Below are 26,420 nucleotides of genomic sequence, written 5' to 3' on the forward strand. Positions count from 1 at the left end.
GGACGGTCACGCTCGGGTGTGCTGTGGTGCTCGCCGTTACTATCAGCCACGGATCGGCCCTCTGCTTGACGGTTGGGGGCACGGTCTGCCCCGACCATGTGGCGTTCGCGGCGCCGGCCGGGGCATTCCGTTGTTGCGGGTTCGACGGTAGGTGAACCTGCTTTACAGTGTCAACAAGGTTAGGGCAGGATGAGCGCCATGCCAGAGCGGGAAGAGCCGCCGACGCCGGGCGGCGGCGAGGGGGAACCGAGGTTGGGGAACATGTCGAAGGTCGCTGCCGAACTCGGTGTTTCCCGGCAGTACGTGCACACGTGGCGCCGCACGCACGAGGACTTCCCGCAGCCGCACCGCCGCCCCGGCAGCACCCGTGACGAGTGGGATCTCGACGAGGTGCGCCGCTACTGGGACGCGCGAGACCTGCGCCCCGGCGAACGTACAGACCTGCAAGGCGACGAGCAGTGACCCGGTTACACGACAACAGGAAGGCACCGACCATGAGCAGCGAACTACCGCAGGCCATCGAGACCACTCTGCAGGCGCGGGCCCGGAACATCGAGCTGCAGGACTACGGACGCGTGCGGCAGTCGACGTCCTTCGTGTACCGCGACGGCGACAACGAGATCGACCTCGCGATGTTCGAGGGGCCGATGACGGTGCCGGTCAAGGGCGAGACGGTCACCCTGTGGGACCAGATGAAGGCGCCGCTCGTAGTGGTCGACGTCGTGCGGCACTATGGGCTCGGCAGCTCGCCCGGCGACACCGACAGCCGCGCGCAGCACGTGTCCGTCGTGGTGTACGTAGACGTCCCGAAGTAGCTCCGCCGCCGCCAGTCGACCCCGCCCGAAGCGGCGGGGTCTGCGCATGTCCGCATGGGGTACCTCGCGCTGCGAGCGGCGGCGTCCGGCCCGACCATGGCCGTATGGACGCCGAGCGCCCCGTGATCGTGAACCCGCCCTCGCCGAGCGGCGGCCGCCGGGTGCGCGTCGACGGCGAGATTCTCGGGCTCGCGCACAGTCTCGTCGACGTCGCCGAGTTCCTGCGCCGCGCCGGCCTGGAACTCGACCCGAGCGAGGTCGCCGAGTCCGACCTGATCGAATGGCGAGGCGGCGGGCCCCATGAGTGGGGAACCGCCGCCGAGGGGTGAGCGCTACGCGGCCGCCCCACGAGCGCGAGCTGCTGCTCGCTGCCGAGCCCGGTCATCGGCCCGCTTCCGGCGCCGCGCCGCCTCGTCGAGTTCCCGCTGCAGGACAGCGAGCTGCGCCGGCGTCGACCAGGTGCGGCGGCCGCCGTCGAGCCCGACCGGCGCCATGCAATCCGGGCCCGCGCAAGTCACGGCGTCGTCCTCGCCGCCGCCGGCGTGCATCGTGAGCGCGCTGCCGCAGTACGGGCACGGCCGATCCATCGCCACGGCGTACCGGTCGACGGTGCCGCCGATCGTCCGCTCGATCCGGCGGGCAGCCTCGCGGGCGACGAGCCCGATCGACGCCCGGTGATGGTCGCGCAGGGGCATGCATGGCCCCTCGTCACCGCGGAGCCGGCCGAGCAGCCACTCGGCGGCGCGCACCGCGCTGCGGTCGCCCATGGTGAAGTGCCACCGGGCGGGGTCGGCCTCGTCGCGGGCGGCGAGCATGCCGAGGGCGAGCCCGACCGGGTCGCCGGGGATCGGACGGCGCAGGCCCTTGACCGTGTCCCGCTGGATCTCGGCCGCGATCTGGTCGGCGAGTGAGCACAGCGCGACCTCGACCGCGCGGCACGCGTCGACGACGTGCAGCCGCAGCGGCACCGGTCGCTCGCCGAGTTGCCCCGGCTGCCGGTCCGGGCGCGGCAGGTGGCTGCGTCCCTCGCCGACGTAGTCGCAGTGCAGGCACTCGTACCGCGGGCGGCCGTGCTCGTCGGTCTTGGTCACGAGGTGCTGCGCGTGCTGCAGCAGTAGGGCGGTCTCGTCGCGGTCGTGCTCGTCGAGGGTGCGCAGGTACTCGGCCTTGCCCATGGCCGGGGGCCACGTGTCCGAGGTCTGCGAGGTGTCGATCAGGGCGCGCAAGTGGGTCCAGTGGTCGACGACGACCTGCAAGTCGTCGAGGGCGGTACGGGGGCGGGCGGTGTGCTGCATGGTGAGCGCTCCTGTGGTGCGTGGGGCGTAGGCTGATCACACCGCGAAGGGGACGGGGCGCCCGGTGCTTGCCGGCTTGGGGCGCCCCGCCGTCACGTTCAGCGCGGGTACTTGCGCTTGGTCGACGCCCATATGCGGGCGATGACGATCGCGGTCACGCAGACGACGACGATCGCCGCCACGGTGTTTTCGCTCATCGGCCGCTCGCGATCTCGGTGTCGGCGCTCGGCATGAACCGCGCGATCTGCCGGATCACGCGCGCCTCGACGAGATCCCACGCCCGGCCGGCGTCTGCCAGGATCCGGCGCCGCAGGTCGAGCACGGCGTGATGCGCTGCGACCGCTTCGGGCAGCGACATCGGCTCGGGCAGATCGAGGCGGCGCTCGATCCGGCCGACGGCGGCAGCGTCGAGGATCGCGTCGAGTTCAGCGAACCGCGGGGCGTCACTGTGCGGCTGCCGGTGCCGCCATGTGCGGATCTCATCGAGGGCGACGAGCGCGTAATGGGGCGCCGGGTCGGCGGCGTTTGGGGTGGCGGCGGTCTCGGTGACGGTCGCGTTTTCCACGGGGTTCCTCACAGTCTGTGGATGGCGGGCGGGTCAGAGGGTCGGCAGTACGTCGTGCACGGCGCGGCCGACCGCGTTCGGTTTCCGCTGCCGGGTCACGGGCGTGCCGTATCCGGCGAGCGGGTTCTCTCGGTGCAGCCACGCGAGGGCGAGTTCGAGCTGCACCGGGTCGAGGTCGACGAGCGCCTCGGCGTCGTCCTGGTCGAGCCCGTCGAGGTCGTCGGGCTCGCTCACGCGGCCTCGCCGGTACCGGAGTTGAGCCACGGGGCGAGGGCGCCGAGCACGACGTCGACGCGTGCCTCGGTCCGGTCGGCGATGCACCTGCAGCTCGCGGTGCGCGTGCACTTCGGGCATGGGACCGGCCTGCGCAGGGCGTGTTCGAGGACGCGCCGCACGACGAGCGGGGCGGCCGCCGTCGTGCCGCCCTCGCCCGCGGGCGAGGGCATGGCGACCGGCTCGCCGTCATGGTCGATGAACTCGACCTCGGTCGCGCCCTGGTGGCCGTGGATGAACTCGACGGACACGCGGCCGCGGTCCCAGAACACGGCCGAGGGGTGCTCGCCGCGCCACCGGACGTTCGCCGTCCCGTCCGGCCACAGCACGCCGTCGGCGACGTCGCCGAGTCCGCTGATCCCGGACACGTCCCGGCGGCGGCGCAGCACGAACCGCAGGGGCTTGAGCGGCTGGTCGGGCCGTACGACGGTGCGGCCGGTGAGTTCGCGCGTGGCCTCGTCGACGAGCGCCTGCGCCGCCTCGGCGTCGACAGCCCTGCGGGCAAACGCGAGCAGTGCCTCGACGGCGGTCATGTTCGGGTCGGTCATCGCTGCACTTCCTTGATCGTCGGTGTGTCGTACTGCCAGAGCCACAGCGACTTCCGGCCGCGGGCGGGGTGCCCTTCGGCCCGCTGCTTTGACCACGTGGCGTTCGGGCCGGAAGGGGCGCCCGCGCGGTCGGTGAGCCGCCGCCAACCGTCGGTGCGGTAGATGTGGCCGGGGTGCCGCTTGTTGTCCGAGTAGGCGACCGCCGCCGCGACGTCCCAGTACGGCCACGCGGGCGCACCCACCTGCCGCCAGAGCCGCAGCGTCACGCGCGTTGCCCATTGCTCGCCGGGGCGGGTGCAGAGACGGGCCAACTCGACCACCTGCCTGCGCGCGTATCCGCCGACGGTCGCGCTCACGGTCGAGGCGCTGATCGCGACGCTCACGGGCTCGCCGCCGACGTCGAGCCGCCACGCCTGCGAGCCGAACGGCCGGTCGCTCGGGCCGAGGTAGTGCCCCCAGCACGTGAGCAAGGCGTTCGCCGCGGCGGTGTCCGTCTCGAAGAAGCCGGCTGCGGGGGCGGTGATCGCCGCGAGGTCCAACTGCATGGCGGCGGTCACGAGCACCCCTCGCGGGTCCGGTACCGGCGGTTCACGCCGTAGCCGCGGGCGTGGTCGATCTCGGCGACGGCGGCGCCGAGGTCTGCCCAGTGACGCGCGGCGTCGGGGTCCGGCCCGAGGCGCTGCTGCTCGCGGCGGGTCCGGGCGCCGCCGAACGTGCCGTCGGGCACGGTCTCGGCGAGCAGCGGTCGGTTCTTCATGACGTCGCCTCGCTTTCCTGGGGTGCGGTGCGAGCGGCCTCGCGCGCTGTGCGCAGAGCCTCGCGGGCTCGCAGGTACTCGTCGTTCGGGCAGCCGGCCGTGATCGGGTCCGAGCCCGCCATGAGTTCGGGCCACGCGACGGGGTCGTATCCGCCGCGGCGTACGCCCTCGCGTTCGGCGCGCAGCGCGGCCCGGTAGCCGGGGATGTCGTCGGGGTCGAGCTGCGGGTGCGCGCGCGGCTCGAAGGTGCCGACGGCCCGTTCGAGCCGGCGGCGGGACTCGGCTCGCCACCGCTCGGCGATGTCCTTCGGCATGATCGCCCACGCCGACTCGGCGTAGTGGCGGCCGACTGCCTCGCCGGCGAACTGCAGGGGGACGTCCCGCAGGATCGCCGCCCACATCGAGAGCTGCGCCGCCTGCTCGGTGTCGTCGAGCCGCACGACGCGGTCGTCGACGAGGGAGATCTGCGAGAGCAGTTCGAGGGTCTCGTCGAGGGTCATGCGCTGTGTCCTCCGTTCATGCGCTCGCGCAGCCGGTCGAGTCCGGCTCGCTGCTGCTGTCCCTTGGTCATGGCGCCGGGCAGATGCACGACGACACCGCCGGGCCCGGCGGCCGGCTCGGGGCGCTCGTTCTCGGCCCACTGCTGCCAGCGGCCGCCCCACGCGGCCGCCGTCACCTGGTCGTCAGTCATGCGCCGGACGAACTTCCGGGTCACCGTGGCGATCTGCTGCGCGGTGAGCTGCTCGCGGCCGGCGTCCGCACGGGCGAGTTGCGCCGCCTGCACGTCGTCGTCGCTCGGCTGCCAGTCGGCGGGGATCGGAGAGAGAGCAGCGCGACCGCGGCCGCCCGACTCTCTACCTGCACCCCCCTCATGGGAGGGGCGGGGAGGGGAGGGGTTCCCGCGCGCACGAGTCCCCGAGCCGTCCCCTGGGGACGTACCGCCGTGACCTGCGGCGCCGTCAGAATTCCGCGACGGATTTGCGGGCGATTCCTCGTCGAATCCCTCGCGATTCCTGTGCGGATCGTCGTCGTATCCGCCGCGATTCCCCTGCGCGTCCTGCGCCGCGCGCTGCTTCCGCTTCTTCTCGGCAGCCCGATCGCGTTTCTGCTCGACCTCGGCCCGCGACGGGTTGTACGGGGCGAGGTAGTCGTGAATGTAGAAGTCGCCGGGCTGCGGCTGTACGCACTTCGGGTGCGGGCACTTATGACCGTGCTCGTGCCACAGTCCGGCCGCGAGCAGCCTTGCGATCTGCGGCTTCGAGCCGTACATCTTCGCGATGGCGCCGGGCACGATGCCGTCGGTCAGGTGTTGCGCTGCGTACGCACCGCACCGCAGCCACAGCCCGAGCGCCGCGTTCCCGGCGGCGATCATCTTCGGGTGTGAGTGGGCGTTGTCGCTAACGGCGAGCCAAGCCATCGGGGTTGTCTCCTATCCGAGGGTGAGCTGTCCCTCGGGAACCGAGGTCGTTCGGGGGCGGCGCCCCTGCCCGCGCCCGTGGGCGAGGGCAGAGGTGCCGGGGGGCGCCGTGCACTGGTGATCTATCACGTGCGAGCGGGTGCACTCCGCCTTGCGTCTGTGGCAGTGGGCCCACTGCAGGTCGGGCCCGCCCGACGCGGTGCGCACACACCAGTCGAGCCGGTTCGGCTCGCGCAGCTTGAACGCCTCGGCCGGGGTCAACTCGTCGATGTCGGCGGTCACATCGAGCGCCGCCCGGTTGCCGACGAGCTGCCGCAGCACGAACCGCCCACAACGGCATCGCACCCGGCGGGCGCCGCTGCTGCTGCTCGGGGGCCGTGTCATCAGTACTGCTCGACCCGGCTGCCACGCTTCGCGGCCCGCTCGCGCGCCTCGTGCGCCTCGAACTCGCCCTCGGTCGGGTGCTCGGCGAGCAGCAGCTCGACCGCGGTGTCGAGGTCGTACGCGGCGGGTCCCATCTCGTCGAGCGTCCCGTCGATCTTGCGCTTCCGGTACATGGCGCGCATGACTTCGCGCAGCAGCCGCATTTGATCGCCGTCGACGGCGACCTCGGCCAACTTGACCCGCATTTTCACCTGCGGGTCTTTGTCCTCGTTCGCGGCGTGACCGGTGTACGAGGTGCTCGCGAACTCGACGACCGCGACGATCCGGGCGCCGGGCGCCTCGAACAGCCCGCGGCGCAGGATCGCGGGGATCGCCTGCTGCAGCATCCCGGCGGCACTGTCGAGCTTGACCTCGACCTCGGCGTCGTCTTCCAGCCTCGGCATGGGTGGATCACTTCCTTCGCTTGTTCATGGAGTGCTGCAGCGCCGCGTACTGGCGTGCGGCCGCTGCTCGTACTTCGGGAATCGGGCAGTCGTCTCGGCGGTGCCGGCCGTACCGGATCACGAGCGACGCGACCTCGGCGTACCCGACAGCGTCCTCGGCGTGCCCGCACGGGCAGTTGAAGTCACCCGAGGCGAGGCTCTTCGCCTTGTTGCTGTCGAGGCGGACCCGCAGCCCGTAGCCGGGGTGCGGGTTGCCGATCGTCGGCCCGATCCCGTTCACGGCTGCTCGCCGCCGAGGGCGTCGACCTGGTCGTCGTCGAGCAGTCCGCACTCGTGCCAGTGCTCGACGAGGTCGCCCTGATCAGGGACCGGCGGGACCGGCCGCGATAGCGCCGCGGTGATCTCGTCCGCCGATCGGCGGCGCGGCGTCACAGCCGTGCCGGGGATTGTGGCGGCGCCGGGCGCGGCGCAGCGGCGCCTCATGCCGCGACCTCGACGCGCAGCCCGCTGCCGTCGCGATCGGCGACCGGGCCGGCCGCGGCCTCGATGACGACCTCGGCCAGCCGCGGGGGCACGGCGTTACCCACCTGCCGGAACTGCGAGGTGCGGCTGCCCGCGAGCGGGTAGTCGGCGAGGAACGACTGCAGCACGGCCGCCTCTTCAAGCTGCAGGCTGCGTTCCTCGACCCCGTCGTTCACCCACTTGCAGCGGCCCGCCGTGCCGGTGATGGTGAACGCGGGTTCGCTGATCGACCGCTCGTAACGCCCCTTCCCGCCGACGCTCTGCCCGGACTGCAGATTCCAACCCTGCCCGGAACGCAGCTTCCATGACCGGGCTCGGCCGGTGAGTGCCTGGCACGGACCGTCGGCCGGGAACTCGTTGCCGCCGGCTGCCCGCCCGCGTTCGTCCGTCGGGCGATCCCCGCGGGTGTTCACCACCACGCCGGACGGCAGCCCGAGCGCATCGGCCATCGACACCCACGGCATACCCCACAACCAGTCGCCGCGGCTCGGGTCGTAGTGCGTCGGCTCCGGCCACACGACGTCGCGGATCCGCGAGGCGGCGAGCACCGCCCGGCGCCGGGTCTGCGGCACGCCGTAGTCGGCTGCGTTCAGCACGCGCGCCGACGCCGAGTACCCCCAGCGAGTCAGCACCTCGACGTACTGCTGCCACAGCGGCAGCACGTCGGGCACCTGTTCCATCACGATCCACTCGGGGCGCAGGTCGTGATGCCACCGCATCGGCTCGGCCGCCAGGATCGACAGCTTGTCGGCGCACTCGGCCCGCAACGCGGCGCGGGTGTCCCGGCCGTGCGCAAGGTCGTCTATCGCCTGCGCGACGAGCGGCTGATCGACCTTGCCGAGCCCCTTGCCGGCGCGCGAGTACGGCGTGCACACCGGTGAGTCGACCTTGCCCGTGATGCGGCCGCGGAACGGGGCGGTCGGGTAGGCGGTCACGTCGCACCGGATCGTCGGGTGTCCGGCCGCGGCGCGGGTGGCGCACGCGTCGCGGTCGGTCTCCATGCCGACGTGCCGCTCGCCGCGCCGCTTGAGTGCGACGGCCCAACCACCGGGCCCGCCGAATCCCTCGACGATCACGAGGCGGCCCCCATCACGTAGCGCTGCGCGTACGTGTCCGGCCAATCCGCCTTGCTGAGCGCCTCGCGCTGCGCCTCGGGCATGGTGAACAGCGGCAGCCCGAGCCAGTCGAACCCGGCGGCGCGCAGCCACCACGCGTCGACCTGGTCGGCGCCCTCGTCGTCCTCGAACGTCGCACCGTCCGCGAGGAACGCGGCCGCGGTCATGTCCCGCTTGGACGCGCCGCCGTTGTCGGCCGCGAACTTCTTCAACGTCGCCGGCGCGATGTACGCCCACGGCACACCCGCGTCGACGAGCAGCGCCTGCACGACGCCATGCAGCGCCGCGACCGGCTTGAGCGACTTGGGGTGCATCTTGGTCGGTAGATCCTCGATCACCGCGAGGTCGGGCTGCTGCTTGGCGACCTCGATCGTCAGCCGGTCGCGAATCACCGTGAGGCGCTTCGGTCCGTCCTTCTGCCGGGTCCGGATTCGGAACGTCGAGCCGTCGACCCGGCAGACGCCGGTCGAGGTGATCGACAGGTCGAGCCCGATCACCTGCACGTCGGTCGGTGCCGCGGCGCGGTCGTCGAGCGGCACCTCGTCGGCCGGGATCAGTCCAGGGATCTCGGTCATGCCGCACCGCCCGACAGCGGGGCGATCGGCCCGTACAGGGACCGCACGACGTCGAGCGGCTGCACCTCGTCGTCGCCCTCGGCGTCGGCCCGCATGAGCGGCGTCCCTCGGCGGTCGAGGACACCGCGCCACCGCCACGCACGGTCGTCGACGTCGCCCCACGGCAGGGACAGGTTCCACGCGTGGCCGGTGCCGTCGGTCCACACCTTTCGGTCGCGGTCGAGGGTGCCCGCGTGGCTGTGCAGCGGCTCGACCGGCCGGTGCCCCTTCGCGTCCGGCTGCGGCGTGCAGGCGCCCCGCGGGTGCTCGGCGATGAACTGCGCCGCGACGTACCGCAGGATCGCGGCCGCGCGCAGCTTGCACACCTGGTCTTCGCCGTGCACCTCGACGTCGCCGTGCGCGTCGATCAGGAACACGAGCGGGTTCTCTTCGCGGTCGACGAACATGAATCGGTCGTTCATGCGGGGGCCCCTTCGGTGGTCGGCTCGGTCCACGGACGCAGCGGCCACGAGCCGTCGACGCGTGCCTGCGGGTCGGTCTTGCGGAAGTGCTTTTCGAGGCCGGCCGCCTGCTCGGCGGCGAGTTCGATCTGCCGGTCGTGCAGTTCGGCGAGCGTGAGGTCGCGGAATGCGTGGAAGCGCACCCGGCGCTCGCCGCGGATGTGCTCGGGCCAGTCCGCCCGCCGCATGTGCGCGAGCTGCCCGATCCGGCCGGCGATGCGCGCCGCGGTGATCGCGTCGTACGAGCAGCCGTGCGCCGCCTCGTCGTCCCACGGCAGCTCGTAGACCTGCGCGAGGGTGACGAGCTGCCGCGCCCCCTGCTCTTCGCTCGGGCGCTTGCGGTACGGGATCGCGTGCTGATCGAGTACGCGCGTGTCGATGACGTGCAGCGGGTGCCCGTCGAGCCGCTCGTGCAGGGTCGGCAGCCCGTAGCGGCGGCACTCGCGGTCGAGCATGGTGAGGTCGAACGGGACGTTGTGCCCGACGATCGCCGCGCCGCCCAACACGACGTGCGAGGCGAGGCGGGCAGCGACGTCGTTCACGACGTGCTCGGCCGGCTCGCCGTGCTCACGCGCGTACTCGGTCGTGATCTTGTGTACGGCGGTCGCCTCGGCCGGGATCTCGACGCCGGGGTCGGCGAGCCACTCGCCCGCGTCGGGGTCGAGCCCGCCGCCGCGGGTGTGCACGGCGGCGGTCACGATCCGGTCGGTCTCGACGTCGACACCGGTCGTCTCAAGGTCGAACGCCGACAGGCGCCCGAGGTGCCACGTCATCGGCGGGCCCCCGATCCGGGCTGCGCCGCCGTCGGCCACGCGGCCGCCGGGTGCGCGGTCGGCGGTTCGCTGCTCGCGTCCTGGTCGTCGTCGACGAACTCGGCGTCGACGATTCCCTCGTCGTCGTGCTGCTCGCCGTCGTCGTCCTGGTCGCCGACCTCGCCCGTCCGGGGGTCGATCCCCTTGTCGATGTCCTCGGCGATCGCCATGAGGTCGCGCGACAGCTCGTCGGACCCGTCGCGGGCGACGTGGCCGGCGCGGTTCGCCTTGTGCCACACCTGCCGCACCTCGTCGGACGTCCGGCACTTGCGCGCCTCGTCGAGGTAGTCGGGCACCTCGGCCGGCGCCGCCTCGATCGCGGGCCGCTCGATCGCGCTCGGGTCGAGGGCGGCCGCCATGGACAGCGGGCCCGACAGGGCGTGCCGCAGCGAGGGAATCGCGGGCACCACCATGACGACCGGGAACCGCTTCGTCTTGCCCCGGCGCTTCACCTCGCGCTGCTCGATCCACATACGCAGCGGCATCGGGCTCTTGCCGTCGGTCGCCGCGAGCACGGCGTCGATCCCGCCCGCCATGGCGTCGGCGGCGTAGTACGAATGCGTCTCCAGCCGCCACACGCCGAAGTCGGGGAGGTCGGCGAGCATGACGTTCAGGCGCGACGTCGGCTTGCACACGGTGCCCGCCGGCTGCTCGTGCCACTGCTCGCCGTGCTCGGCGAGGCACAGGCACGGCCGCCGCGAGAGCTTCTCGGTGATCCCGTCGCAGCGCCGGGCGCAACCGCCCCCGGTCCACAGCTCGTTGTCCTGCGACAGCGGGTCGCCGGGCGGCAGGATCGCCCGCAGCTCACGCGCCTCGGTGATGACCCGGAACTGCGAGATCTTCGAACCCTGCGGGGTCCACTCCTCGGCCGTGCCGCCGTACAGGGCGGCCGCCCGCTCGACGTACTCGCGCGAGTGCGACGACAGGATGAACGTCGCGCTGCGCTGCGCGATCGCCCGCTTCTTCGGGTCGGGGTGAGGGGTGCTGTACCCGGTGCGGATCCGGCCGAGTTCGGCGCCCGCCCGCCTCATGGTCATGATGCGCGATCCCATGGTCACGCTGCCTTTCGTTCGGATGCGCCCGGCGCCCACGGCGGGACGACCGCCGGGTACACGCTCGGGGCGCCGTGCAGGTATCGAGCGGTGCGCATGGCACCGAGGAACGCGGCGAACTGCTCGCGGCCGGACGGCACTTCGATGAACCGGTGCGACCGCGGCCGCAGGTTCAGCAGCGCCGTACGGTGCACCCGCGGCGCCGCCTCGCTGCTGTCGTCGGGCAGCAGCCACTCGGGGGCGTGCCGCAGCGCAGCGAGCTGCAGCGGCTGCTCGTCGTACACCGTGTCGGCCGGCTTCTTCGCCGACGTCTTGTAGTCGACGAGCCAGAGCTGCCGCCGCCGGTACCGGCCCGTCGGCAGCCACACCCACAGATCGCCGGTCCCGGCGTAGCCGCGGGCCCGGTGCACGACGGTCGTCTCAACGGCCTCGATGTCCCGCTCGAAGTCGACCCGCCACAGCCGGAACCACGCGGCCAACTGCACGGCGTACGGCTCGACTTCCTCGTCGTACGGGTGCGGGGTGTTCAGCACGAGCGCGACGGCCCGCAGGTGCACACGGGTGCCGAGGTTCTGCGCCCGCTCGGTGTAGTGCCGCGAGACGGCGACGAGTTCCTTCCGCAGCGCGGTCGGCTCGGTGCGGGCCCGGCGGGCGGTCGCGATCGGCTCGGCGATCACGGCGTCGGCGGTGAGGCCGGCGGCCCACGGCACGAGCGCCGGTTTCGCGATGCTCGACAGCGCGTTCGTGACGCTGATCAAGGGCGGGCCCCCGGCGGGGTCGTCGTAGTACCGACCCCGCTCGGTGTCCCTCGCCCACTTCGGGTCGGTCATCGCGCCGCACCCACCCACACCGCGGCGTGCCCGTCGCGGGCACCGTGGAAGAACGCGGCGATGCGGGCGCGGCGCCGGGCTCGGGCGAACGCCGAGTCGGGCAGCGCGGACGGGCGCGGGCAGGTGCACGGCAGCACGGTCGGGAACTCGCACGGGCGCGGGTGTCGCTGCTCGTGAGTGGACTCGCCCTGTTGCGACGATCCGCCGCGGGTGTCCTTCTCACGGGTGAGGGCGTCGGCCTCGATCTGGTCGAGCAGCCGGTCGGCGCCGGGCGCCCCGTAGCCGGCCCGCATGAGGGCGGCGTGCACTTCGGTGCGGGCGTTCACGCCGCCGCACCTCCCTCGGCGTGCGAGGCGGCGGCCGCGCGGCGGTCGGCGAGGGACCGCAACTGCCCGGCGAGGCTGAGCGTCAGCAGTCGCTCGGCGAGGCGTCCGCACTGCCGGCCGTACACCGGCATCTTGGTGCGCACCGTGGCGACGAGGTCGTCGACGAGCCCCTCGAACGGGAGGTCGCCGGGGCGCTCGATCAGGTGCGGGTCACGGGCCTGCATGTCGTACAGCCCGTCGAGGCGGTCGGCGAACTCGTCGGTGAGCAGCAGCTCGACGACGTCGGTTACGACGCCCTGCACGAACGCCTCGACGTCGAGCGTCACGCCCGTGGGGATCGGCTCGGTCGTGATGCGGTATGGCCCGTCAACGGGCGTGTTGGTGTTGGTCATCGGGAACCCCCGGCAGAAGATGCGAGCAGCAGAGCGATCGCGACGAGCGCGATGATCACGGCGGCGGTGATGTTGTCGGCACTCACGGACGGACCGCCGTCCGCCGGCCGCGGGCGATGTGCATCTCGCCGTACAGGGCGGGCACGCCGACGCCGACGAGGCGGGCGCGGACACCGCCGTACGTACAGCGGACGGTCATCGCGACGCCGGTCGAGTCGGCTCGGGCGTCGCCGACGCCGAGGGCGTGCATCCACTGCTTCCAGTCGGCGAGCGACTCGGGGTGCACGACGATCCGCACCTCGCCGCCGACCGCGGACACGTCGGGCTTGCCCGGCATGCCGTCGGCCTGCGCGCGTGTGGCGTCGGCGACGCCCTTCGCCCGACGGCACTGGTCGAGGGCAGCGACAGCGGCCGGGCTCGCGGCGGGCCGGTTCCGGCCGGGCGTCATGAACGGGTCGGTGGACGGGGCGAGCAGCCCCAACTCGTCGAGCGCCTGCGCTGCTTCGAGGGCGGGGTCGCCCGTCTTGCCGTGCACGACCGCGGCGGCGATTGCGCGGGCGGCCCGCTCGATGTTCGGGTTCGTCATGCCGTCACCGCGCCGCGGAACTCGGCGGGCACGAACTCGTCGTGAACGAGGGCGACGTGCACGCGGATCCGGACGGTCGAGCCGTCGGCGCGGCGGGGCGTCTCGGTACGCAGCGTCCACAGCGAGGCGCCGTCGAGGGCGGGCGCCCGGTTGACATCGCCGCCGAGTGCGAACGTCCACGCGGCGAACTGCTCGCCGTCGGCGACGACGACGTGTACGCCGTCCTCGCGGACCAACGGAGGCCGCACGGTGGGCAAGTTGAGGTAGTCGATCGCGGCCTCGACCGCGACGAGCTGCGGGTCGATCGCCGGCGCTTTCGCGGTGCGGAGGGGGATAGGCTGTGTGCTCAAGGCACTCGCCTCGCTTTCTGCAGTAGTTGAGTGGGGCGCGAGCCGACAGGGGTCGTTCCGGACCGGCATCCGGGTCGGCCCCGACTTGCGTCCGGGGGAAGATCAGGCGGCGGCGCTGCCGGGGCGGTACTGCGCGAGCTGTCGCTCGGTCGCGGCCCGCTTCTTCGCCTGTTCGATCTCGCGCTTCGCGCGGCGGGCGGCCGCCGACTTGAGGGCGAGCGCGCTGTAATGCGCCTTGCGCAGCGACTCGGCGACCTTCGCGATCTCGGCCTCGGTGGCGTCGGGGTGCTTCGCTCGCGCCATGTCGAGGAATCGCGTGTGGTGCGACGCCCTACGGGCGGCGGCGGTACGGGCCGACCGGTCCGTCGTGTTCGCCCAACTCGTGTGAGCCGCGAACCTCATCTGCTGCGACCGCTCGCTCGTGTTCACGGTGAGTTCCTCCTCTGCTGTGGCTGCCCTCGCCCATGGGCGTGGGCAGTCGGTCGTAAAAAAGAGCGTCCCTGCGGACGGCGAGAACCTCGCATATGCGGTCGGCAACGTCCTCCGTGACTGAAGGTCGCTCCCCCGACAGCAGCGCGCCGATCTTGCTCTTCGAGACTCCTACGGCGGCGGCGAACTTCCGGATATCCAGCGAGCTTCCGGCCGGCCCCCACGTCATCAGCCCGCGCAGCACCTGCCGGTCGGTCAGATAGAGCCGGGTTTGGGTCATGGATGCGCCTCCGCTTAGCTGCCCACGATCGTGGGCAGCTCCAGTAGAGCACATCGCATGAGCGGTGTCCACGATCGTGGGCAGCTCGCGCGAAGGGTCAAGAATCGGCCGAGCATCTCCCCCCGGCCCCCACTACTGCCCTCGATCGTGGACAATGTCCCGCAGGTGAAAAAGGTTGTACGCCCTGACCTGCGAATTCGTATATTCGCCCGGTTTTGGGCGTGGACTGATTGAGACGAGAGAGGCGGAGGGATGCCGCAGCAGCGGAACGCGCTCACGGAACTCGTGAAGGCGCATGTCGGCGCGGGGCGCCGGATGTCCACGCGAGAGTTCAGCGCTGTCGCCGTGGATCCCGACACCGATTGGTCGCCGGGGAAGAGTCTCGTCGCGAAGATCATCGCCGGTCAGGGGTACGACGTGACGCCCCAACTCGTCGGCGCGGTCGCTATCGGCCTCGGCGTCGACCGCGAGATCGTCGCGGCCGCCGCGCACCTGCAAGTGATCGGGTACACCGACGCCGAACTGTCCAAGGGGGCGCCGGCCCGGCTCGTTCGGATGCTCGGCAGCGAGGACGCGCCGACCGACAAGGCGCAGGCGGTAGCCGACCGCTGGGACGCCGAACAGTGAGCACTCACCCGATCGGGTGAGCTTTCTGTAAAGGCGCGTTTAGGTTGTTGCCTCGCGGTGACGAGATCACCGCCTGTTGCTGGTGATACGCGCTGTGCTTACGGTCCCGCTCGTCGTAGAGTGATCGAACCTCGCGCGTGTCGAACGCCGGTTCGATTTGTGCTGCTGTTGTACCGGCGGGAACAGGGGGTCATGTGACAGATGTGCGAGTGGAACGGGTCGACCTCGACCTCGGTACGCCGATGATGTATCGCGACTTTGGTGCGTACGTCCGGCTCGCTCACGATCCCCAACAGATCGACGAGGCTGCGGCACTCGCGTTGCTCTGCCTCCGAATGCCACAGCTCGTCGGGAACCTCGAAGTGCGCCGGGTTCCGTAAACCCCCCACAAGGTCGCACGACAACGCCCCGGCATCCGGCTCGCCGACGAGCCGGGCACCGGGGCGCAACCGTGCTCAGCCGAGGCGGTCGGCCGGACTGAGGCGCGCGTGAGCCGCACGGGCCCGCTCGGCGCCCGCCGACGCGGCGTAGCGCGAAAGCATCTGTCGCGACTTCCACCCCGTGATGCGCATGAGGTCGTCCTCATTGCCGCCGTTGACCTTCCACAGGTGGGCGAAGGTGTGCCGGAACTGATGCGGGTGGATCGGCTCGATCCCCGCCTCGACGCACCGCCGCTTGAGTAGCTTGTTCACGCCCGAGATCGTGAGCCGGTGCCCGTTGTTGCGGTCGCCCCACCACAGCCACATGTCCTCGTGAAGTTCCTTCTTCTTGTGTTTCGCGGCCGCCCGAAAGTACCGGTCGAGGGCGGCGGCGCAGGTGCGGCCGAACGGCACCGACCGCCACTTGTCGCCCTTGCCGAGGACGCGCAGCACCATCATGTCGAGGTCGAGGTCGCCGACCCGTCGCTCGGTCAACTCGGACAGGCGCACGCCGGTATCGAGGAACAGCATCAAGATCGCCGTGTCGCGCCGGTCGACGTACGACCGCCCCTTGCAGACCTTGAACAGCTTCGCGAGATCGTCCTCGGTGATGACGGGCACCTCGGTCTCGGGCACGGCCGGTGGCTTCATCGTCCGCATTGGCGAGCGGTCGATCTCCTCCTCGTCCATCAGCCAGTTGAAGAAGGTTTTCAGCGCCCGGAAGTGCTGGTGCGCGTTCGCCGGTGACGTCCGCTTGATCGTGGCGGCGACGTACGCCTCGACGTGCTCGCGGTGAACCTCGTCGAGGTCGGTCGGCGCCGGCCGCCCGGTGTTGCCCTCGTCGTCGACGACGGGCTTGTACCCCTCGTCGGCGTCGACCAGGAAGCGGGCGAACGATCTGACGGCGTTTCCGTAGATACGGATCGTGTTGTCGGCCTTGTTCTGTGACTTGAGGGCACGCAGCCATGAGGCAGCCATGGGCCCGATGTTGTAGCGCTCATCGTCCATGCCATAACCATGATGCCCACGATCGTGGGCAGTCAAGGCGCTTGCCCCAGTAGCGATGTGCATCGGGCCAGAAATGAAAAAGACCAGCGTTTCCGCTGGTCAGAGGGTGTTTGCGCCCCCGGCAGGACTCGAACCTGCGGCCAAGCGCTTAGAAGGCGCCTGCTCTATCCACTGAGCTACGGGGGCCGGGTGTGGCCTCGGTCGTGGTGCCCGGGTGTGGGCTGAACCCTGACGTCGCCGGGGACAAGGATAGGGCTCCCCGATCCATGTCCCTGCCGCCTCTCCTCCGTGGCTCGATGTGGAGGTTCGGTGAAGCGGTCCTGATAATCGCAGGCAGTGATGAATCGTGCATCGCTTTTGACGCCTCGGACCACGGGTGTTGTGCACTCGTTATGCCTGGCCCCGGCGGGTGTCCCGGACGTCCCTTCCATCCCTTCTGTCCTGTCGGCGCGCAGGGATGCCCATATGCTTCAGAATTCCCCTGAAATTGGGCATTCTTCGCATGTGGTGACCTTGGACGTACGGCCTCAGCTGCTCGACGCACTCTCCGCCCTGCGCGACCGTGTCGCCGCCGCACGCTTCCCGCTGCCGCTGGCGGGGGCCCCACGCGCGCGTGCCAACCGCGACGAACTGCTCGCGCAACTGGACGACTACCTGGTGCCCAGGCTCAGAGACCCTGAAGCGCCACTGCTCGTCGTCGTGGGCGGATCCACCGGGGCGGGCAAGTCGACCCTCGTCAACTCGCTCGTGGGGCGGCGGGTCAGCGAGGCGGGGGTGCTGCGGCCGACGACCCGTACCCCGGTGCTGGTGTGCCACCCGGAGGACCATCACTGGTTCAGCGGCATGCGGGTGCTGCCCGATCTCACCCGCGTCTGGGTGCCCCAGCAGGAGCCGGACGATCTGCTGCTGCCTGGCGAGCACCCCGCGCGCGTGCTGCGTATCGAGACCGCCGACACCCTCCCGCGCGGCCTCGCCCTGCTCGATGCGCCCGACATCGACTCCCTCGTCGCCGACAACCGGGTGCTCGCCGCCGAGCTGATCTGCGCCGCCGACATCTGGATCATGGTCACCACCGCCGCCCGCTACGCCGACGCCGTGCCCTGGCACCTGCTGCGCACCGCCAAGGAGTACCACGCGACCCTGGTGACCGTGCTCGACCGGGTTCCCCACCAGGTCGTCTCCGAGGTGTCCCGCCAGTACGGCGCCCTGCTGACCAAAGCCGGCCTCGGCGAGGTGCCCCGCTTCACCGTGCCCGAGCTGCCCGAGTCCGCCTGGGGCGGCGGCCTGCTGCCCGCCAGCGCCGTGGCCCAGCTGCGCACCTGGCTGGTGCACCAGGCCCAGGACCCGGGCGCCCGCCAGTACGTCATGGCCCGCACGGCGTACGGCGTCCTCGACTCGCTCAAGGCCCGCATGCCCGAACTGGCCGGTGCCGCCGCCGCGCAGTACGCCGCCGCCCTGCGGCTCACCGCCGCCGTAGACGCCGCCTACGACAGCGAGCACACGCGCGTGCGCAGCCGCCTGCAGGCCGGAGCCGTCCTCGCCGGAGGCGCCCTCAAACGCTGGCGGGCCTTCCCCCTCGACTGCACCGCCGCCGAACTGCTCGACGCGCTCGTGGAGAGCCTCGGCGCCTTGCTGCTGTGCGCCGTCACTGCCGCCGACGAGCGCGTCGACGACGCCTGGCGCCGCGAGCCCGCCTCGGACGCACCGGAGCTGCTCGCCGCCCGTGACCCCGAGCCGGAGAGCGCCGAACACCGCATCGGGATGGCCGTACGGCGGTGGCGGCGCGAGCTGGAGGAGTTCGCCGAGGAGGAGATCCGGGACGTCGACCGGAGCCAGGCCCCCGACCCCGAGACGGTCGCCGCGCTGGTGGCCACCGCGCTGCTCGGCGGACGCCGGGCGCGCTCCGCGGGCGAGCGGCTCGCCGAGCGGCTCGGGGCACACGGGGCGCTGCGGCTGCGCGACCGGGGCGGACGGCTGCTCGCCGAGCACGTCGACCGTGTCCTGCACACCGAGCGCGAGCGCCGTCTCGCCCCACTCGACGGACTCGACGTCCATCCCGAACCGCAGGCCGAGCTCATCGCCGCGCTGTCCGTACTGCAGAAGGAGAGGTGACCGGTGACCGCCGTCGCTGACCAGGACCACACGGATCACTCGGATCACTCGGATCACTCAAATCACTCGGGTCACTCGGGCCCTGGGAAGCACATCGCTCACGCCGGCAGCCCTGGTGACTCCCGGGACGGTGACCGGGGCGAGCAGGGCCCGGACGTCGTGGGGGAGGCCTCTCACGAGCCGGAACGGGCCGGGCGGGCGGACGGGTCCGGGTCCGGGGCCGCTGCCGGGGCGGAGGGCGGCGAGGCGTCGGCGGGGGTGCCGGAGGAGGGGGCGGAGATGGCGGCGGATGGCGGGCACGCGCGCGTGCCGTCGGAAGAGGCGGCGGCTGGCGCCGGGGCCGGGGCTCCGCGGCGTACGGACGACTCGCGGCATACGGCCGATTCACGCGGGGCGGCCGACTCGCGGGGCACGGCCGACTCGCCGGGTGCCGACGGTGGTGAGGCGCGGCGCGAGGAGGGCGGCACGGGTACCTGGGACGACGGGCTGATCGCACGGCGGGTGAACGAGGGCGAGCAGGCGGCGGCCGCCGTGGCGGAGAGCCGGGCGCCCGTGCCGCAGACCGCGGCCCCGCTGGCGTACGACGGGGCGCTGCGGTCCAGGCTGGACGCCCTGCGCGAACTGGTGGGGCTCTCCCGCACCCGGCTGGACAGCCGCACGCTCGCCGAGGCGGGCCGGGTGCTCGACGAGGCGGCCGCGCGGCGCAGGCTCTCCGGGCAGCACACGGTCGTCGCCATCGCGGGCGCCACCGGCAGCGGCAAGTCCCAGCTGTTCAACGCGCTCGCCGGTGTGACGATCTCGGAGACCGGCGTACGACGGCCGACCACGGCCTCGCCGATCGCGTGCAGTTGGAGCGACGGGGCGGCGACCCTCATCGACCGGATCGGCATCCCGGGCCGGCTGCGCCGACGGCCGGTGCAGAGCCCCGAGGCGGAGGCCCAGTTGCGCGGGCTGGTCCTGATCGACCTGCCCGACGTCGACTCCGCCGCCGTACAGCATCGCGAGCAGGCGGAACGGGTGCTCGCCCTGGTCGACGCGGTGATCTGGGTCGTGGACCCGGAGAAGTACGCCGACGCCGTGCTGCACGAGCGCTATCTGCGGCCGATGGCCGGGCACGCGGAGGTGATGTTCGTCGTCCTCAACCAGGTCGACCGGCTGCCCGGGGAGGCCACCGAGCAGGTCCTCGACGATCTGCGCAGACTGCTCGACGAGGACGGGATCGCGCTCGGCGAGTACGGCGAACCCGGCGCGCACGTGCTCGCGCTGTCCGCGCTCACCGGGGACGGACTCGGTGAACTGCGCGAGGCCCTCGGCCAGTTCGTCGCCGAGCGGGGCGCTCCGGCGCGGCGGGTCGCCGCCGATCTGGACTCCGCGGCGGCGGGGCTGCGGCCGGTGTACGCGACCGGGCTGCGGATGGGGCTCAGCGAGGAGGCGCGCGACGAGTTCGCCGCCCGGCTCGCGGACGCCGTGGGCGCGACCGCGGCCGGTGAGGCCGCCGAACGGGCCTGGCTGCGCAACGCCAACCGCGCGTGCGGGACGCCGTGGCTGCGGCTGTGGCGGTGGTACCAGGACCGGTACGACCCGGTGACCGGGCGGCTGCCGCTGCGTTCCCAGGCGGACGAGGAGGCGACCGCGCGGCAGCGGGTGGAGCAGGCCGTACGGATCGTCGCCGAACGGGCGGCGGCCGGGATGCCGGCTCCCTGGGCGCAGGCGGTGCGGGAGGCGGCGGCGCGCGGTGCCCATGGGCTGCCCGAGGCGCTGGACGAGCTGGCCTCCCGGGCGGGGCTGCCGGCCGGGAGGCCGCCGCGGCCCGGCTGGTGGCCGGTGGCCGTGCTGTCCCAGGCCGCGATGACGATTCTTCAGGTCGTCGGGGGGCTGTGGCTGGTTGCGCAGATCGTCGGTGTCATGGCGCCGAACCTGGGTGTGCCGGTGCTGCTGATGGTCCTCGGGATCGTCGGCGGACCGCTGGTCGAGTGGGGCTGCCGGATGGCCGCGAGAGGGCCCGCCCGGCGCTATGGGCAGGAGGCCGAGCGCAGACTGCGGGAGGCGGCCTCGGGGTGTGGCCGGGCGCGGGTCCTGGATCCGGTGGCGGCGGAGCTCTTGCGGTACCGGGAGGTCCGGGAGCAGTACGGGAGGGTTGTGGGGGTGGGCTGAGGGGCGTGGCCGAAGGGGGTGGCGCCGGGTGGGAGGGGCCGGGCCCTGTGGGAGGGGCGGGGCCCTGTGGGTGGTTGGTCCCCTCGGCGACGAGGGTCACTCGGGCGGGTGGCCGGGTTTTCCACAGGTCGACGATGGGTCCACAGGGCGCGGCGGGTCCCGTGCGGCGCGGGCAGTCTGGCATCGCAGCCGGACGGGAGCGGCCCGTGCGGGAGTCCACCCGGTGGAAGACGGCCGGGCGTGGGAGGGGTTCGCGATGAACGAGACGATGATCTGCGCGGTCGGCCGGGTGGCCACCCAGCCGGTGTACCGGGAGCTGGCGGCGGGGCCGTCGGCGCGGTTCCGGCTGGCGGTGACCGCGCGCTACTGGGACCGCGAGAAGAGCGTGTGGACCGACGGGCACACCAACTTCTTCACGGTGTGGGCCAGGCGCCAGCTCGCCACCAACGCGGCGGCGTCGCTGAACGTCGGCGACCCGGTGCTGGTGCAGGGCAGGCTGAAGGTCCGCCAGGACGTGCGCGAGGGGCAGAACTGGACCTCGGCCGACATCGACGCGGTGGCCATCGGCCACGACCTGGGCTGGGGTACGTCCGCCTTCCGGCGGGGCGGCGCGAAGGCGGAGGCGGAGGCGGGGGAGGAGGCCGCGGCGGGGCGGGCCGAGCCCAACTGGGAGACCCCGGTGGCGGATTCCGTGGAGGGGGCGGAGGGACGGGACGGACCGGGTGGGCCGGAGAGCCCGAACCCGTCACACACGGTTCAACAGACGCTCGAAACTGCGGCGGTGACGTGACGTCAGGCCACTGGGCCTGGCCCGGACCCGCCCGAGGACCGGACCCGGCCCGAACCCCGGTCCGCCGGCCGAAGATCCCCAACGCGACGCCGAACGCACGCCGAACGCACGCCGAACGCACAGCGAACGAACCGGTGGATTTGTCGATAAGCCCTGCTCGCGGGCCGGTTCCGGCGATAACGATTGCGAGTCGGATCGGCGGTCCGACGGTATGACGGGGAAGAGCGGTGCGCGGTCTACCTAGGATGCCGAGAGTAGTTCTCGGGGCTGCTGATGCTGCTGGTGAGACCCGGGGCCGGTGCGACCTCCGGTCCAACTGGTCCTGTGAGAAGGAGAATTGTGTGATGTCTTCGCTCACCGTGCCGGTCGCCGTGTCCGCGCGCGGGCGGGGCGCGGTGCGCCTGGCCGCCGCGGCGCTGGTGTCCGGGCTCGTCGCCGCCGGTGTGCTGGCCGCCGCGCAGCCGGCCGCCGCCGACGAGGCGCCGGAGCGGGGACAGGGCGGGGCCGTCGCCACCATGGGCGGCATGGAGACCTACGGCACGGCGGTCATCCACGGCGAGGGCGGGGACCAGGAGGTCCCGGCGGGCCTGTTCGAGATGTCCGTCGAGGGCGGCGGCACGCTGCGCACGTACTGCGTGGATCTGTACCACCCGACGCAGCGGGAGGCGAAGTACCGCGAGACGTCCTGGAGCGGGACCTCGCTGGGTGCCAACAAGAACGCGGGCAAGATCCGCTGGATTCTGCAGAACTCCTATCCGCAGGTGAACGACCTCGCGGAGCTGGCCCGGCGGGCGGGCATCGGCGCGGGCCTGACCGAGCAGGACGCGGCGGCCGGCACCCAGGTGGCGATCTGGCGCTGGTCCGACGGCGCCGACGTCGTGGCCCTCGACCCGCAGGCCGAGCGGCTGGCCGACCATCTGGAGAAGAGCGCCCGTTCCCTGGCGGAACCGAACGCCTCGCTGACCCTGGACCCGCCCGCGGTGTCCGGGCGGCCCGGCGGGCTGCTCGGCCCGGTGACCGTGCACACCAACGCGCGGAGCGTGACGCTGACGCCGCCGGCGGACAGTGTGGCGAGCGGGGTGCGGGTCGTCGGCAAGGACGGCAAGCCCGTCACCACCGCGCGCGACGGCAGCCGGCTGTTCTTCGAGGTGCCCGAGGACACGGCGCCCGGCTCGGCCGAACTGACCGTGCAGGCCTCCACCACCGTGCCGGTCGGGCGGGTCTTCGCCGCCGAGAGCCGCAGCCAGACGCAGATCCTGGCGGGTTCCAGCGAGTCGACCGTCTCGGCCACGGCGAGCGCGACCTGGGCGGACCGCGGTGCGATACCGGCCCTGTCGGCCCGCGAGAACTGCGCCGAGGGCGGGGTCGACCTCACCGCCGCCAACACCGGCGACCGGCCGTTCACCTTCGAGCTGATGGGCGTGGAGCACACCATCCCGGCCGGGACCACACGCACGGTGACCGTCCCGCTCCAGGAGGACCAGGCCTACGACTTCACGATCACCGGCCCGGACGGCTTCGCGAAGCGCTTCAGCGGCGTCCTCGACTGCCGCACCCAGGGTGACACCACCGCCGACGAACGCACCCAGCTGATGACCGAGCCCAGCCCTGCCACCGTCGGCGGCACCCCCGCCGACGTCAACCTCGCCAGCACCGGCAGCACGGACATCACCCCCCTCATCGGCGGCACAGCGATCGCCCTTGTCCTCATCGGCGGAGCGGTCCTGATCCTCCTGCGCGGCAGACAGCAGGGCACCGGGGACTGATCCGAAGCCCCGGGAACCTCCCCGGAAGCCGGAGCTCCCCGACCGGGTGTGCCCTGGGTCAGAGGCTCAGCGCCTTGCTGTTCTGTCCACCGTCAAGGCCCTGAGCCCGCCTCGGGCGCGTGCCGCCTTGCCGGCGAGGACACCGCACTGTCCCCGCCAGCTGCGGCCCCGCCCGGCCGCACGCTGGGCCGCGTGCGCGGACGCGGGCGTGGGGGACGTTGACTGCGCCGGCCTGCGGAGAGTTCGTCCGGGGCAGACGGCTGGTTCCAACTCATTTGATGGAAGGCGGAGTTGGCGTGGAGGCCGGGGGCAGGAAGAGGTGAAGCTCCTCAGACGGCGGGCGTGGCACGAGCTTCAGTCGCCCGCGAACCACAGGTAGCTGCCTCGGGTGGCCGCGCACTGTTGCAGCATCGTGGCCAGGTCGTCCAGCGCGGCAAGCTGACGCTCATCACCGCACCGTTGCCTCAGATCGTGGATCTCTCGGAGGGCGGCGGCGGCCTCCTGCTCGTTCATCAACGTATCCCCGTACGGATCGACGGCAGTGAGCCTTCCGGAGACCCCAAGGAGCTGGAGCGAGCCGAGTGCGTCGGCCAGCGCGTCGCCGTGCCCGTAAGAGCTCCGCAGGAGTGTTGCGCGGGACTTGCGCCAGTTGTTGCGGGCCGGCCGTGCTGAGTGCAGCTCCAGATCAATCCCCATGCTCCATGATGCAACTCTGGCCCGCTGCACGGCCATAACTGATCACGGAGCCATCGGCCCCTTGGTATGCCTTGTCCGCCCAGCACTTGAGTGCGGCAGCGGCGAGAGCGTCGACGATCCCGTGCCTGTCGGCTTGCCCTGGAGGGGACGCCCTGCCTCTTTCGGTGCGACATCGCGGAGCCAATCGGCGAGCGCGGCGAAGTCGGTGTCTTCGAGGCCCTTGGCCGGGTCTACGCGATGGAGTAGCGCCGGGCCGGGGTGATCGGCGGCGACCCACCGGCGGTCCATGGCACTGATCTCGTCGTCGACCCAGATGAACGGCCGGCCGTCGGCCCACTCGACAAGAGGGCGGGTCTTCCAGTGCAGGCCGCGCGGGCCTTCCTCGGTTCGGGTGTCCGGCCACTCCAACACGGGCAGCTTCGGCAGCCCGATGTACGGGGAGACGACTTCGTTCGCCTCCTCCATCCAGGTCGTGGCCCAGACGAGATCGCAGCCGAGGGCCAGGAGGCGCGCCCCGGTTCCCGGGTCGAGTCGGCCCAGCAGGGGGTGTTCGTGATCGGCGGACGTCGGGGCGTGGGCGACGGTCGCCCGCGGGTGACCGGACGCCGACCCGAACGGGATGAGGGGGCCGTCGACGTCGAGGAAGAGAAGGGGGAGGCCCCCAGGGCTGGCCATAGCGGCACGGTAGCCCCGCGCTCCGGGGGAGGGGCGCCGCCGGGCTGGGCCGTCTCCGGGCCGTGCGAGGGCGCCCTAGGGCAGTCGACAGCGACCGGCAGTGACGGACGGGCCGTAGCCCCCAGCAGTAAGACCCCAGGTCACAGCGCCCCGACCATACGTATTTCCCCCCAGGGGTGGCCGTCCGGCAAGATGGGGTGTATCTGCCCACTGCCAGATTTCAAGCTGCCGGACGGTTTCTCTTGGCTGAGTTCATTTACACCATGCGCAAGGCGCGCAAAGCGCACGGCGACAAGGTGATCCTCGACGACGTCACCCTGAACTTCCTTCCGGGTGCGAAGATCGGCGTCGTCGGCCCGAACGGTGCCGGTAAGTCGACCGTTCTGAAGATCATGGCGGGGCTGGAGCAGCCGTCGAACGGTGACGCGTTCCTGTCGCCCGGTTACACGGTGGGCATCCTGCTTCAGGAGCCCCCGCTGACCGAGGAGAAGACCGTCCTGGAGAACGTCCAGGAGGGTGTCGCCGAGGTCAAGGGCAAGCTCGACCGGTTCAACGAGATCGCCGAGCTGATGGCGACCGACTACTCGGACGCGCTGCTGGAGGAGATGGGCAAGCTCCAGGAGGAGCTCGACCACGCCAACGCCTGGGACCTCGACGCCCAGCTGGAGCAGGCCATGGACGCCCTGGGCTGCCCGCCCGGCGACTGGCAGGTCACCAACCTCTCCGGTGGTGAGAAGCGCCGCGTCGCGCTCTGCAAGCTCCTGCTCGAGGCGCCCGACCTGCTGCTCCTCGACGAGCCCACCAACCACCTCGACGCCGAGTCCGTGAACTGGCTGGAGCAGCACCTCGCCAAGTACGAGGGCACCATCGTGGCCGTCACCCACGACCGGTACTTCCTCGACAACGTCGCGGGCTGGATCTGCGAGGTCGACCGCGGCCGTCTGCACGGCTACGAGGGCAACTACTCCAAGTACCTGGAGACCAAGGCCTCCCGTCTCAAGGTCGAGGGCCAGAAGGACGCCAAGCGGCAGAAGCGCCTCAAGGAAGAGCTGGAGTGGGTGCGCTCCAACGCCAAGGGACGACAGGCCAAGTCCAAGGCCCGTCTGGCGCGCTACGAGGAGATGGCCGCCGAGGCCGACAAGATGCGGAAGCTGGACTTCGAGGAGATCCAGATCCCCCCGGGCCCGCGTCTGGGCAACGTGGTCGTCGAGGTCAACAACCTCAGCAAGTCCTTCGGCGACAAGGTCCTCGTCGACGACCTCAGCTTCACGCTGCCGCGCAACGGCATCGTCGGTGTCATCGGTCCGAACGGCGCGGGCAAGACCACGCTGTTCAAGATGATCCAGGGTCTGGAGCAGCCCGACTCCGGCACGATCAAGGTCGGCGAGACCGTCAAGATCTCCTACGTCGACCAGAGCCGCGAGAACATCGACCCCAAGAAGACGCTGTGGGCCGTCGTCAGCGACGAGCTCGACTACATCAACGTCGGCCAGGTCGAGATGCCCTCGCGGGCCTACGTCTCCGCGTTCGGCTTCAAGGGCCCGGACCAGCAGAAGCCGGCCGGTGTGCTCTCCGGCGGTGAGCGCAACCGTCTGAACCTGGCGCTGACCCTCAAGCAGGGCGGCAACCTGCTGCTCCTCGACGAGCCGACCAACGACCTCGACGTCGAGACCCTGTCCTCGCTGGAGAACGCGCTGCTGGACTTCCCCGGCTGCGCCGTGGTCGTCTCCCACGACCGCTGGTTCCTCGACCGAGTCGCCACGCACATCCTGGCGTACGAGGGCGAGTCCAAGTGGTTCTGGTTCGAGGGCAACTTCGAGTCGTACGAGAAGAACAAGATCGAGCGGCTCGGCGCGGACGCGGCGCGTCCGCACCGAGCCACCTACAAGAAGCTGACCCGGGGCTGA

The 26,420-nt window shown here is 71.8% G+C and carries 35 protein-coding genes, 1 tRNA gene and 1 pseudogene; 9 read left to right on the forward strand and 28 right to left on the reverse strand.

Translation table 11 applies throughout. The features are described from left to right. The first annotated feature begins 261 nt into the window (after positions 1–261). The 3 genes from ABZZ79_RS00890 to ABZZ79_RS00900 all read left to right on the forward strand — a co-directional run bounded on the left by ABZZ79_RS00890 (position 262) and on the right by ABZZ79_RS00900 (position 1,144). Positions 262–462: a hypothetical protein gene (locus ABZZ79_RS00890; RefSeq protein ID WP_356685031.1), complete on the forward strand. Its 201-nt coding sequence runs from the start codon at positions 262–264 to the stop codon at positions 460–462. A 32-nt stretch (positions 463–494) separates the two neighbouring features. Further along, complete coding sequence (locus ABZZ79_RS00895; protein WP_356685033.1) at positions 495–815, forward strand: hypothetical protein; 321 nt, start codon at positions 495–497, stop codon at positions 813–815. Positions 816–919: 104 nt separating this feature from the next. Next, complete coding sequence (locus ABZZ79_RS00900; RefSeq protein ID WP_356685035.1) at positions 920–1,144, forward strand: hypothetical protein; 225 nt, start codon at positions 920–922, stop codon at positions 1,142–1,144. 3 nt (positions 1,145–1,147) lie between these two features. Here the strand turns inward: ABZZ79_RS00900 and ABZZ79_RS00905 are convergent, their stop codons facing one another. The 24 genes from ABZZ79_RS00905 to ABZZ79_RS01020 all read right to left on the reverse strand — a co-directional run bounded on the left by ABZZ79_RS00905 (position 1,148) and on the right by ABZZ79_RS01020 (position 14,266). Next, positions 1,148–2,110, reverse strand: coding sequence for a hypothetical protein (locus tag ABZZ79_RS00905; protein WP_356685036.1), 963 nt, complete (start codon positions 2,108–2,110; stop codon positions 1,148–1,150). Between the two features lie 193 nt (positions 2,111–2,303). Then, positions 2,304–2,675 (reverse strand): hypothetical protein, encoded by a 372-nt coding sequence (locus tag ABZZ79_RS00910; RefSeq protein ID WP_356685038.1) that lies wholly within the window; start codon positions 2,673–2,675, stop codon positions 2,304–2,306. A gap of 33 nt (positions 2,676–2,708) precedes the next feature. After that, the gene (locus ABZZ79_RS00915) at positions 2,709–2,909 is read right to left on the reverse strand and encodes a hypothetical protein (RefSeq protein ID WP_356685040.1); all 201 of its coding nucleotides are present in this window, start codon (positions 2,907–2,909) and stop codon (positions 2,709–2,711) included. Next, positions 2,906–3,496, reverse strand: coding sequence for a hypothetical protein (locus ABZZ79_RS00920; RefSeq protein ID WP_356685041.1), 591 nt, complete (start codon positions 3,494–3,496; stop codon positions 2,906–2,908). Before ABZZ79_RS00920 ends, ABZZ79_RS00915 begins: the two co-directional genes overlap by 4 nt. Beyond that, complete coding sequence (locus tag ABZZ79_RS00925; RefSeq protein ID WP_356685044.1) at positions 3,493–4,053, reverse strand: hypothetical protein; 561 nt, start codon at positions 4,051–4,053, stop codon at positions 3,493–3,495. The genes ABZZ79_RS00920 and ABZZ79_RS00925 overlap by 4 nt, the downstream gene beginning before the upstream one ends. Continuing rightward, positions 4,050–4,253, reverse strand: coding sequence for a hypothetical protein (locus ABZZ79_RS00930; protein WP_356685046.1), 204 nt, complete (start codon positions 4,251–4,253; stop codon positions 4,050–4,052). Before ABZZ79_RS00930 ends, ABZZ79_RS00925 begins: the two co-directional genes overlap by 4 nt. Further along, entirely contained in the window at positions 4,250–4,753 is a 504-nt protein-coding gene (locus ABZZ79_RS00935) for a hypothetical protein (protein ID WP_356685048.1), read from the reverse strand. Before ABZZ79_RS00935 ends, ABZZ79_RS00930 begins: the two co-directional genes overlap by 4 nt. Then, the gene (locus ABZZ79_RS00940) at positions 4,750–5,670 is read right to left on the reverse strand and encodes a hypothetical protein (protein WP_356685050.1); all 921 of its coding nucleotides are present in this window, start codon (positions 5,668–5,670) and stop codon (positions 4,750–4,752) included. The genes ABZZ79_RS00935 and ABZZ79_RS00940 overlap by 4 nt, the downstream gene beginning before the upstream one ends. Before the next feature lie 12 nt (positions 5,671–5,682). Then, positions 5,683–6,054, reverse strand: coding sequence for a hypothetical protein (locus ABZZ79_RS00945; protein ID WP_356685052.1), 372 nt, complete (start codon positions 6,052–6,054; stop codon positions 5,683–5,685). Next, positions 6,054–6,497, reverse strand: a complete 444-nt coding sequence (locus tag ABZZ79_RS00950; RefSeq protein WP_356685054.1) for a hypothetical protein — start codon at positions 6,495–6,497, stop codon at positions 6,054–6,056. The genes ABZZ79_RS00945 and ABZZ79_RS00950 overlap by 1 nt, the downstream gene beginning before the upstream one ends. Positions 6,498–6,504: 7 nt before the next feature. After that, the gene (locus ABZZ79_RS00955) at positions 6,505–6,777 is read right to left on the reverse strand and encodes a hypothetical protein (protein ID WP_356685056.1); all 273 of its coding nucleotides are present in this window, start codon (positions 6,775–6,777) and stop codon (positions 6,505–6,507) included. Continuing rightward, positions 6,774–6,980, reverse strand: coding sequence for a hypothetical protein (locus ABZZ79_RS00960; protein ID WP_356685058.1), 207 nt, complete (start codon positions 6,978–6,980; stop codon positions 6,774–6,776). The genes ABZZ79_RS00955 and ABZZ79_RS00960 overlap by 4 nt, the downstream gene beginning before the upstream one ends. Then, positions 6,977–8,095 carry a DNA cytosine methyltransferase gene (locus ABZZ79_RS00965; RefSeq protein WP_356685060.1) on the reverse strand — a complete coding sequence of 373 codons (1,119 nt, stop codon included), beginning with the start codon at positions 8,093–8,095 and terminating at the stop codon, positions 6,977–6,979. Before ABZZ79_RS00965 ends, ABZZ79_RS00960 begins: the two co-directional genes overlap by 4 nt. Further along, positions 8,092–8,673: a crossover junction endodeoxyribonuclease RuvC gene (locus tag ABZZ79_RS00970; protein ID WP_356685062.1), complete on the reverse strand. Its 582-nt coding sequence runs from the start codon at positions 8,671–8,673 to the stop codon at positions 8,092–8,094. The genes ABZZ79_RS00965 and ABZZ79_RS00970 overlap by 4 nt, the downstream gene beginning before the upstream one ends. Before the next feature lie 32 nt (positions 8,674–8,705). Continuing rightward, positions 8,706–9,170, reverse strand: a complete 465-nt coding sequence (locus ABZZ79_RS00975; protein ID WP_356685064.1) for a phiSA1p31-related protein — start codon at positions 9,168–9,170, stop codon at positions 8,706–8,708. After that, complete coding sequence (locus tag ABZZ79_RS00980) at positions 9,167–9,982, reverse strand: exonuclease domain-containing protein (RefSeq protein ID WP_356685066.1); 816 nt, start codon at positions 9,980–9,982, stop codon at positions 9,167–9,169. Before ABZZ79_RS00980 ends, ABZZ79_RS00975 begins: the two co-directional genes overlap by 4 nt. Continuing rightward, positions 9,979–11,058, reverse strand: a complete 1,080-nt coding sequence (locus ABZZ79_RS00985; protein ID WP_356685068.1) for a hypothetical protein — start codon at positions 11,056–11,058, stop codon at positions 9,979–9,981. Before ABZZ79_RS00985 ends, ABZZ79_RS00980 begins: the two co-directional genes overlap by 4 nt. A 17-nt stretch (positions 11,059–11,075) precedes the next feature. Then, a complete protein-coding gene (locus ABZZ79_RS00990) occupies positions 11,076–11,903 on the reverse strand; it encodes a hypothetical protein (protein ID WP_356685070.1) in 828 nt (275 codons plus the stop codon). Next, positions 11,900–12,229, reverse strand: a complete 330-nt coding sequence (locus ABZZ79_RS00995; protein WP_356685072.1) for a hypothetical protein — start codon at positions 12,227–12,229, stop codon at positions 11,900–11,902. Before ABZZ79_RS00995 ends, ABZZ79_RS00990 begins: the two co-directional genes overlap by 4 nt. After that, positions 12,226–12,621, reverse strand: a complete 396-nt coding sequence (locus tag ABZZ79_RS01000) for a hypothetical protein (protein WP_356685074.1) — start codon at positions 12,619–12,621, stop codon at positions 12,226–12,228. Before ABZZ79_RS01000 ends, ABZZ79_RS00995 begins: the two co-directional genes overlap by 4 nt. Before the next feature lie 82 nt (positions 12,622–12,703). After that, on the reverse strand, positions 12,704–13,207 hold the full coding sequence (locus ABZZ79_RS01005) for a hypothetical protein (protein ID WP_356685076.1): 504 nt from the start codon (positions 13,205–13,207) through the stop codon (positions 12,704–12,706). Beyond that, positions 13,204–13,557 carry a hypothetical protein gene (locus ABZZ79_RS01010; RefSeq protein WP_356685078.1) on the reverse strand — a complete coding sequence of 118 codons (354 nt, stop codon included), beginning with the start codon at positions 13,555–13,557 and terminating at the stop codon, positions 13,204–13,206. Before ABZZ79_RS01010 ends, ABZZ79_RS01005 begins: the two co-directional genes overlap by 4 nt. Before the next feature lie 102 nt (positions 13,558–13,659). After that, positions 13,660–13,860, reverse strand: a complete 201-nt coding sequence (locus tag ABZZ79_RS01015) for a hypothetical protein (protein WP_356685080.1) — start codon at positions 13,858–13,860, stop codon at positions 13,660–13,662. Positions 13,861–13,888: 28 nt separating this feature from the next. Further along, a complete protein-coding gene (locus ABZZ79_RS01020) occupies positions 13,889–14,266 on the reverse strand; it encodes a helix-turn-helix transcriptional regulator (RefSeq protein ID WP_356685082.1) in 378 nt (125 codons plus the stop codon). Positions 14,267–14,518: 252 nt separating this feature from the next. Here ABZZ79_RS01020 and ABZZ79_RS01025 point away from each other — a divergent pair, with 252 nt between their 5' ends. Continuing rightward, the gene (locus ABZZ79_RS01025; protein ID WP_356685084.1) at positions 14,519–14,893 is read left to right on the forward strand and encodes a hypothetical protein; all 375 of its coding nucleotides are present in this window, start codon (positions 14,519–14,521) and stop codon (positions 14,891–14,893) included. A gap of 455 nt (positions 14,894–15,348) precedes the next feature. Here the strand turns inward: ABZZ79_RS01025 and ABZZ79_RS01030 are convergent, their stop codons facing one another. Further along, on the reverse strand, positions 15,349–16,320 hold the full coding sequence (locus ABZZ79_RS01030; RefSeq protein ID WP_356685086.1) for a tyrosine-type recombinase/integrase: 972 nt from the start codon (positions 16,318–16,320) through the stop codon (positions 15,349–15,351). A 113-nt stretch (positions 16,321–16,433) separates the two neighbouring features. Further along, positions 16,434–16,506 (reverse strand) — tRNA-Arg (locus tag ABZZ79_RS01035). 318 nt (positions 16,507–16,824) lie between these two features. On the opposite strand from ABZZ79_RS01035, the gene ABZZ79_RS01040 reads away from it, so the two are divergent. The 4 genes from ABZZ79_RS01040 to ABZZ79_RS01055 all read left to right on the forward strand — a co-directional run bounded on the left by ABZZ79_RS01040 (position 16,825) and on the right by ABZZ79_RS01055 (position 23,142). Next, on the forward strand, positions 16,825–18,432 hold the full coding sequence (locus ABZZ79_RS01040) for a dynamin family protein (protein ID WP_356685088.1): 1,608 nt from the start codon (positions 16,825–16,827) through the stop codon (positions 18,430–18,432). A 3-nt stretch (positions 18,433–18,435) separates the two neighbouring features. After that, entirely contained in the window at positions 18,436–20,586 is a 2,151-nt protein-coding gene (locus tag ABZZ79_RS01045; RefSeq protein ID WP_356685089.1) for a YfjP family GTPase, read from the forward strand. 256 nt (positions 20,587–20,842) lie between these two features. Next, positions 20,843–21,376 carry a single-stranded DNA-binding protein gene (locus ABZZ79_RS01050; protein ID WP_356685090.1) on the forward strand — a complete coding sequence of 178 codons (534 nt, stop codon included), beginning with the start codon at positions 20,843–20,845 and terminating at the stop codon, positions 21,374–21,376. A gap of 344 nt (positions 21,377–21,720) precedes the next feature. After that, positions 21,721–23,142 carry a Cys-Gln thioester bond-forming surface protein gene (locus ABZZ79_RS01055; protein WP_356685092.1) on the forward strand — a complete coding sequence of 474 codons (1,422 nt, stop codon included), beginning with the start codon at positions 21,721–21,723 and terminating at the stop codon, positions 23,140–23,142. A 354-nt stretch (positions 23,143–23,496) separates the two neighbouring features. Here ABZZ79_RS01055 and ABZZ79_RS01060 read toward each other — a convergent pair whose 3' ends face one another. Beyond that, entirely contained in the window at positions 23,497–23,838 is a 342-nt protein-coding gene (locus tag ABZZ79_RS01060; RefSeq protein WP_356685095.1) for a hypothetical protein, read from the reverse strand. A gap of 174 nt (positions 23,839–24,012) precedes the next feature. After that, positions 24,013–24,513: pseudogene (locus ABZZ79_RS01065) on the reverse strand (HAD domain-containing protein); the annotation flags it as partial. 242 nt (positions 24,514–24,755) lie between these two features. Between ABZZ79_RS01065 and ettA the strand changes: the two are divergent. Beyond that, positions 24,756–26,420 (forward strand): energy-dependent translational throttle protein EttA, encoded by a 1,665-nt coding sequence (gene ettA / locus ABZZ79_RS01070; RefSeq protein WP_356685097.1) that lies wholly within the window; start codon positions 24,756–24,758, stop codon positions 26,418–26,420.

It is taken from the genome of Streptomyces sp. NPDC006458, from assembly GCF_040612135.1.
Taxonomy (GTDB): domain Bacteria; phylum Actinomycetota; class Actinomycetes; order Streptomycetales; family Streptomycetaceae; genus Streptomyces.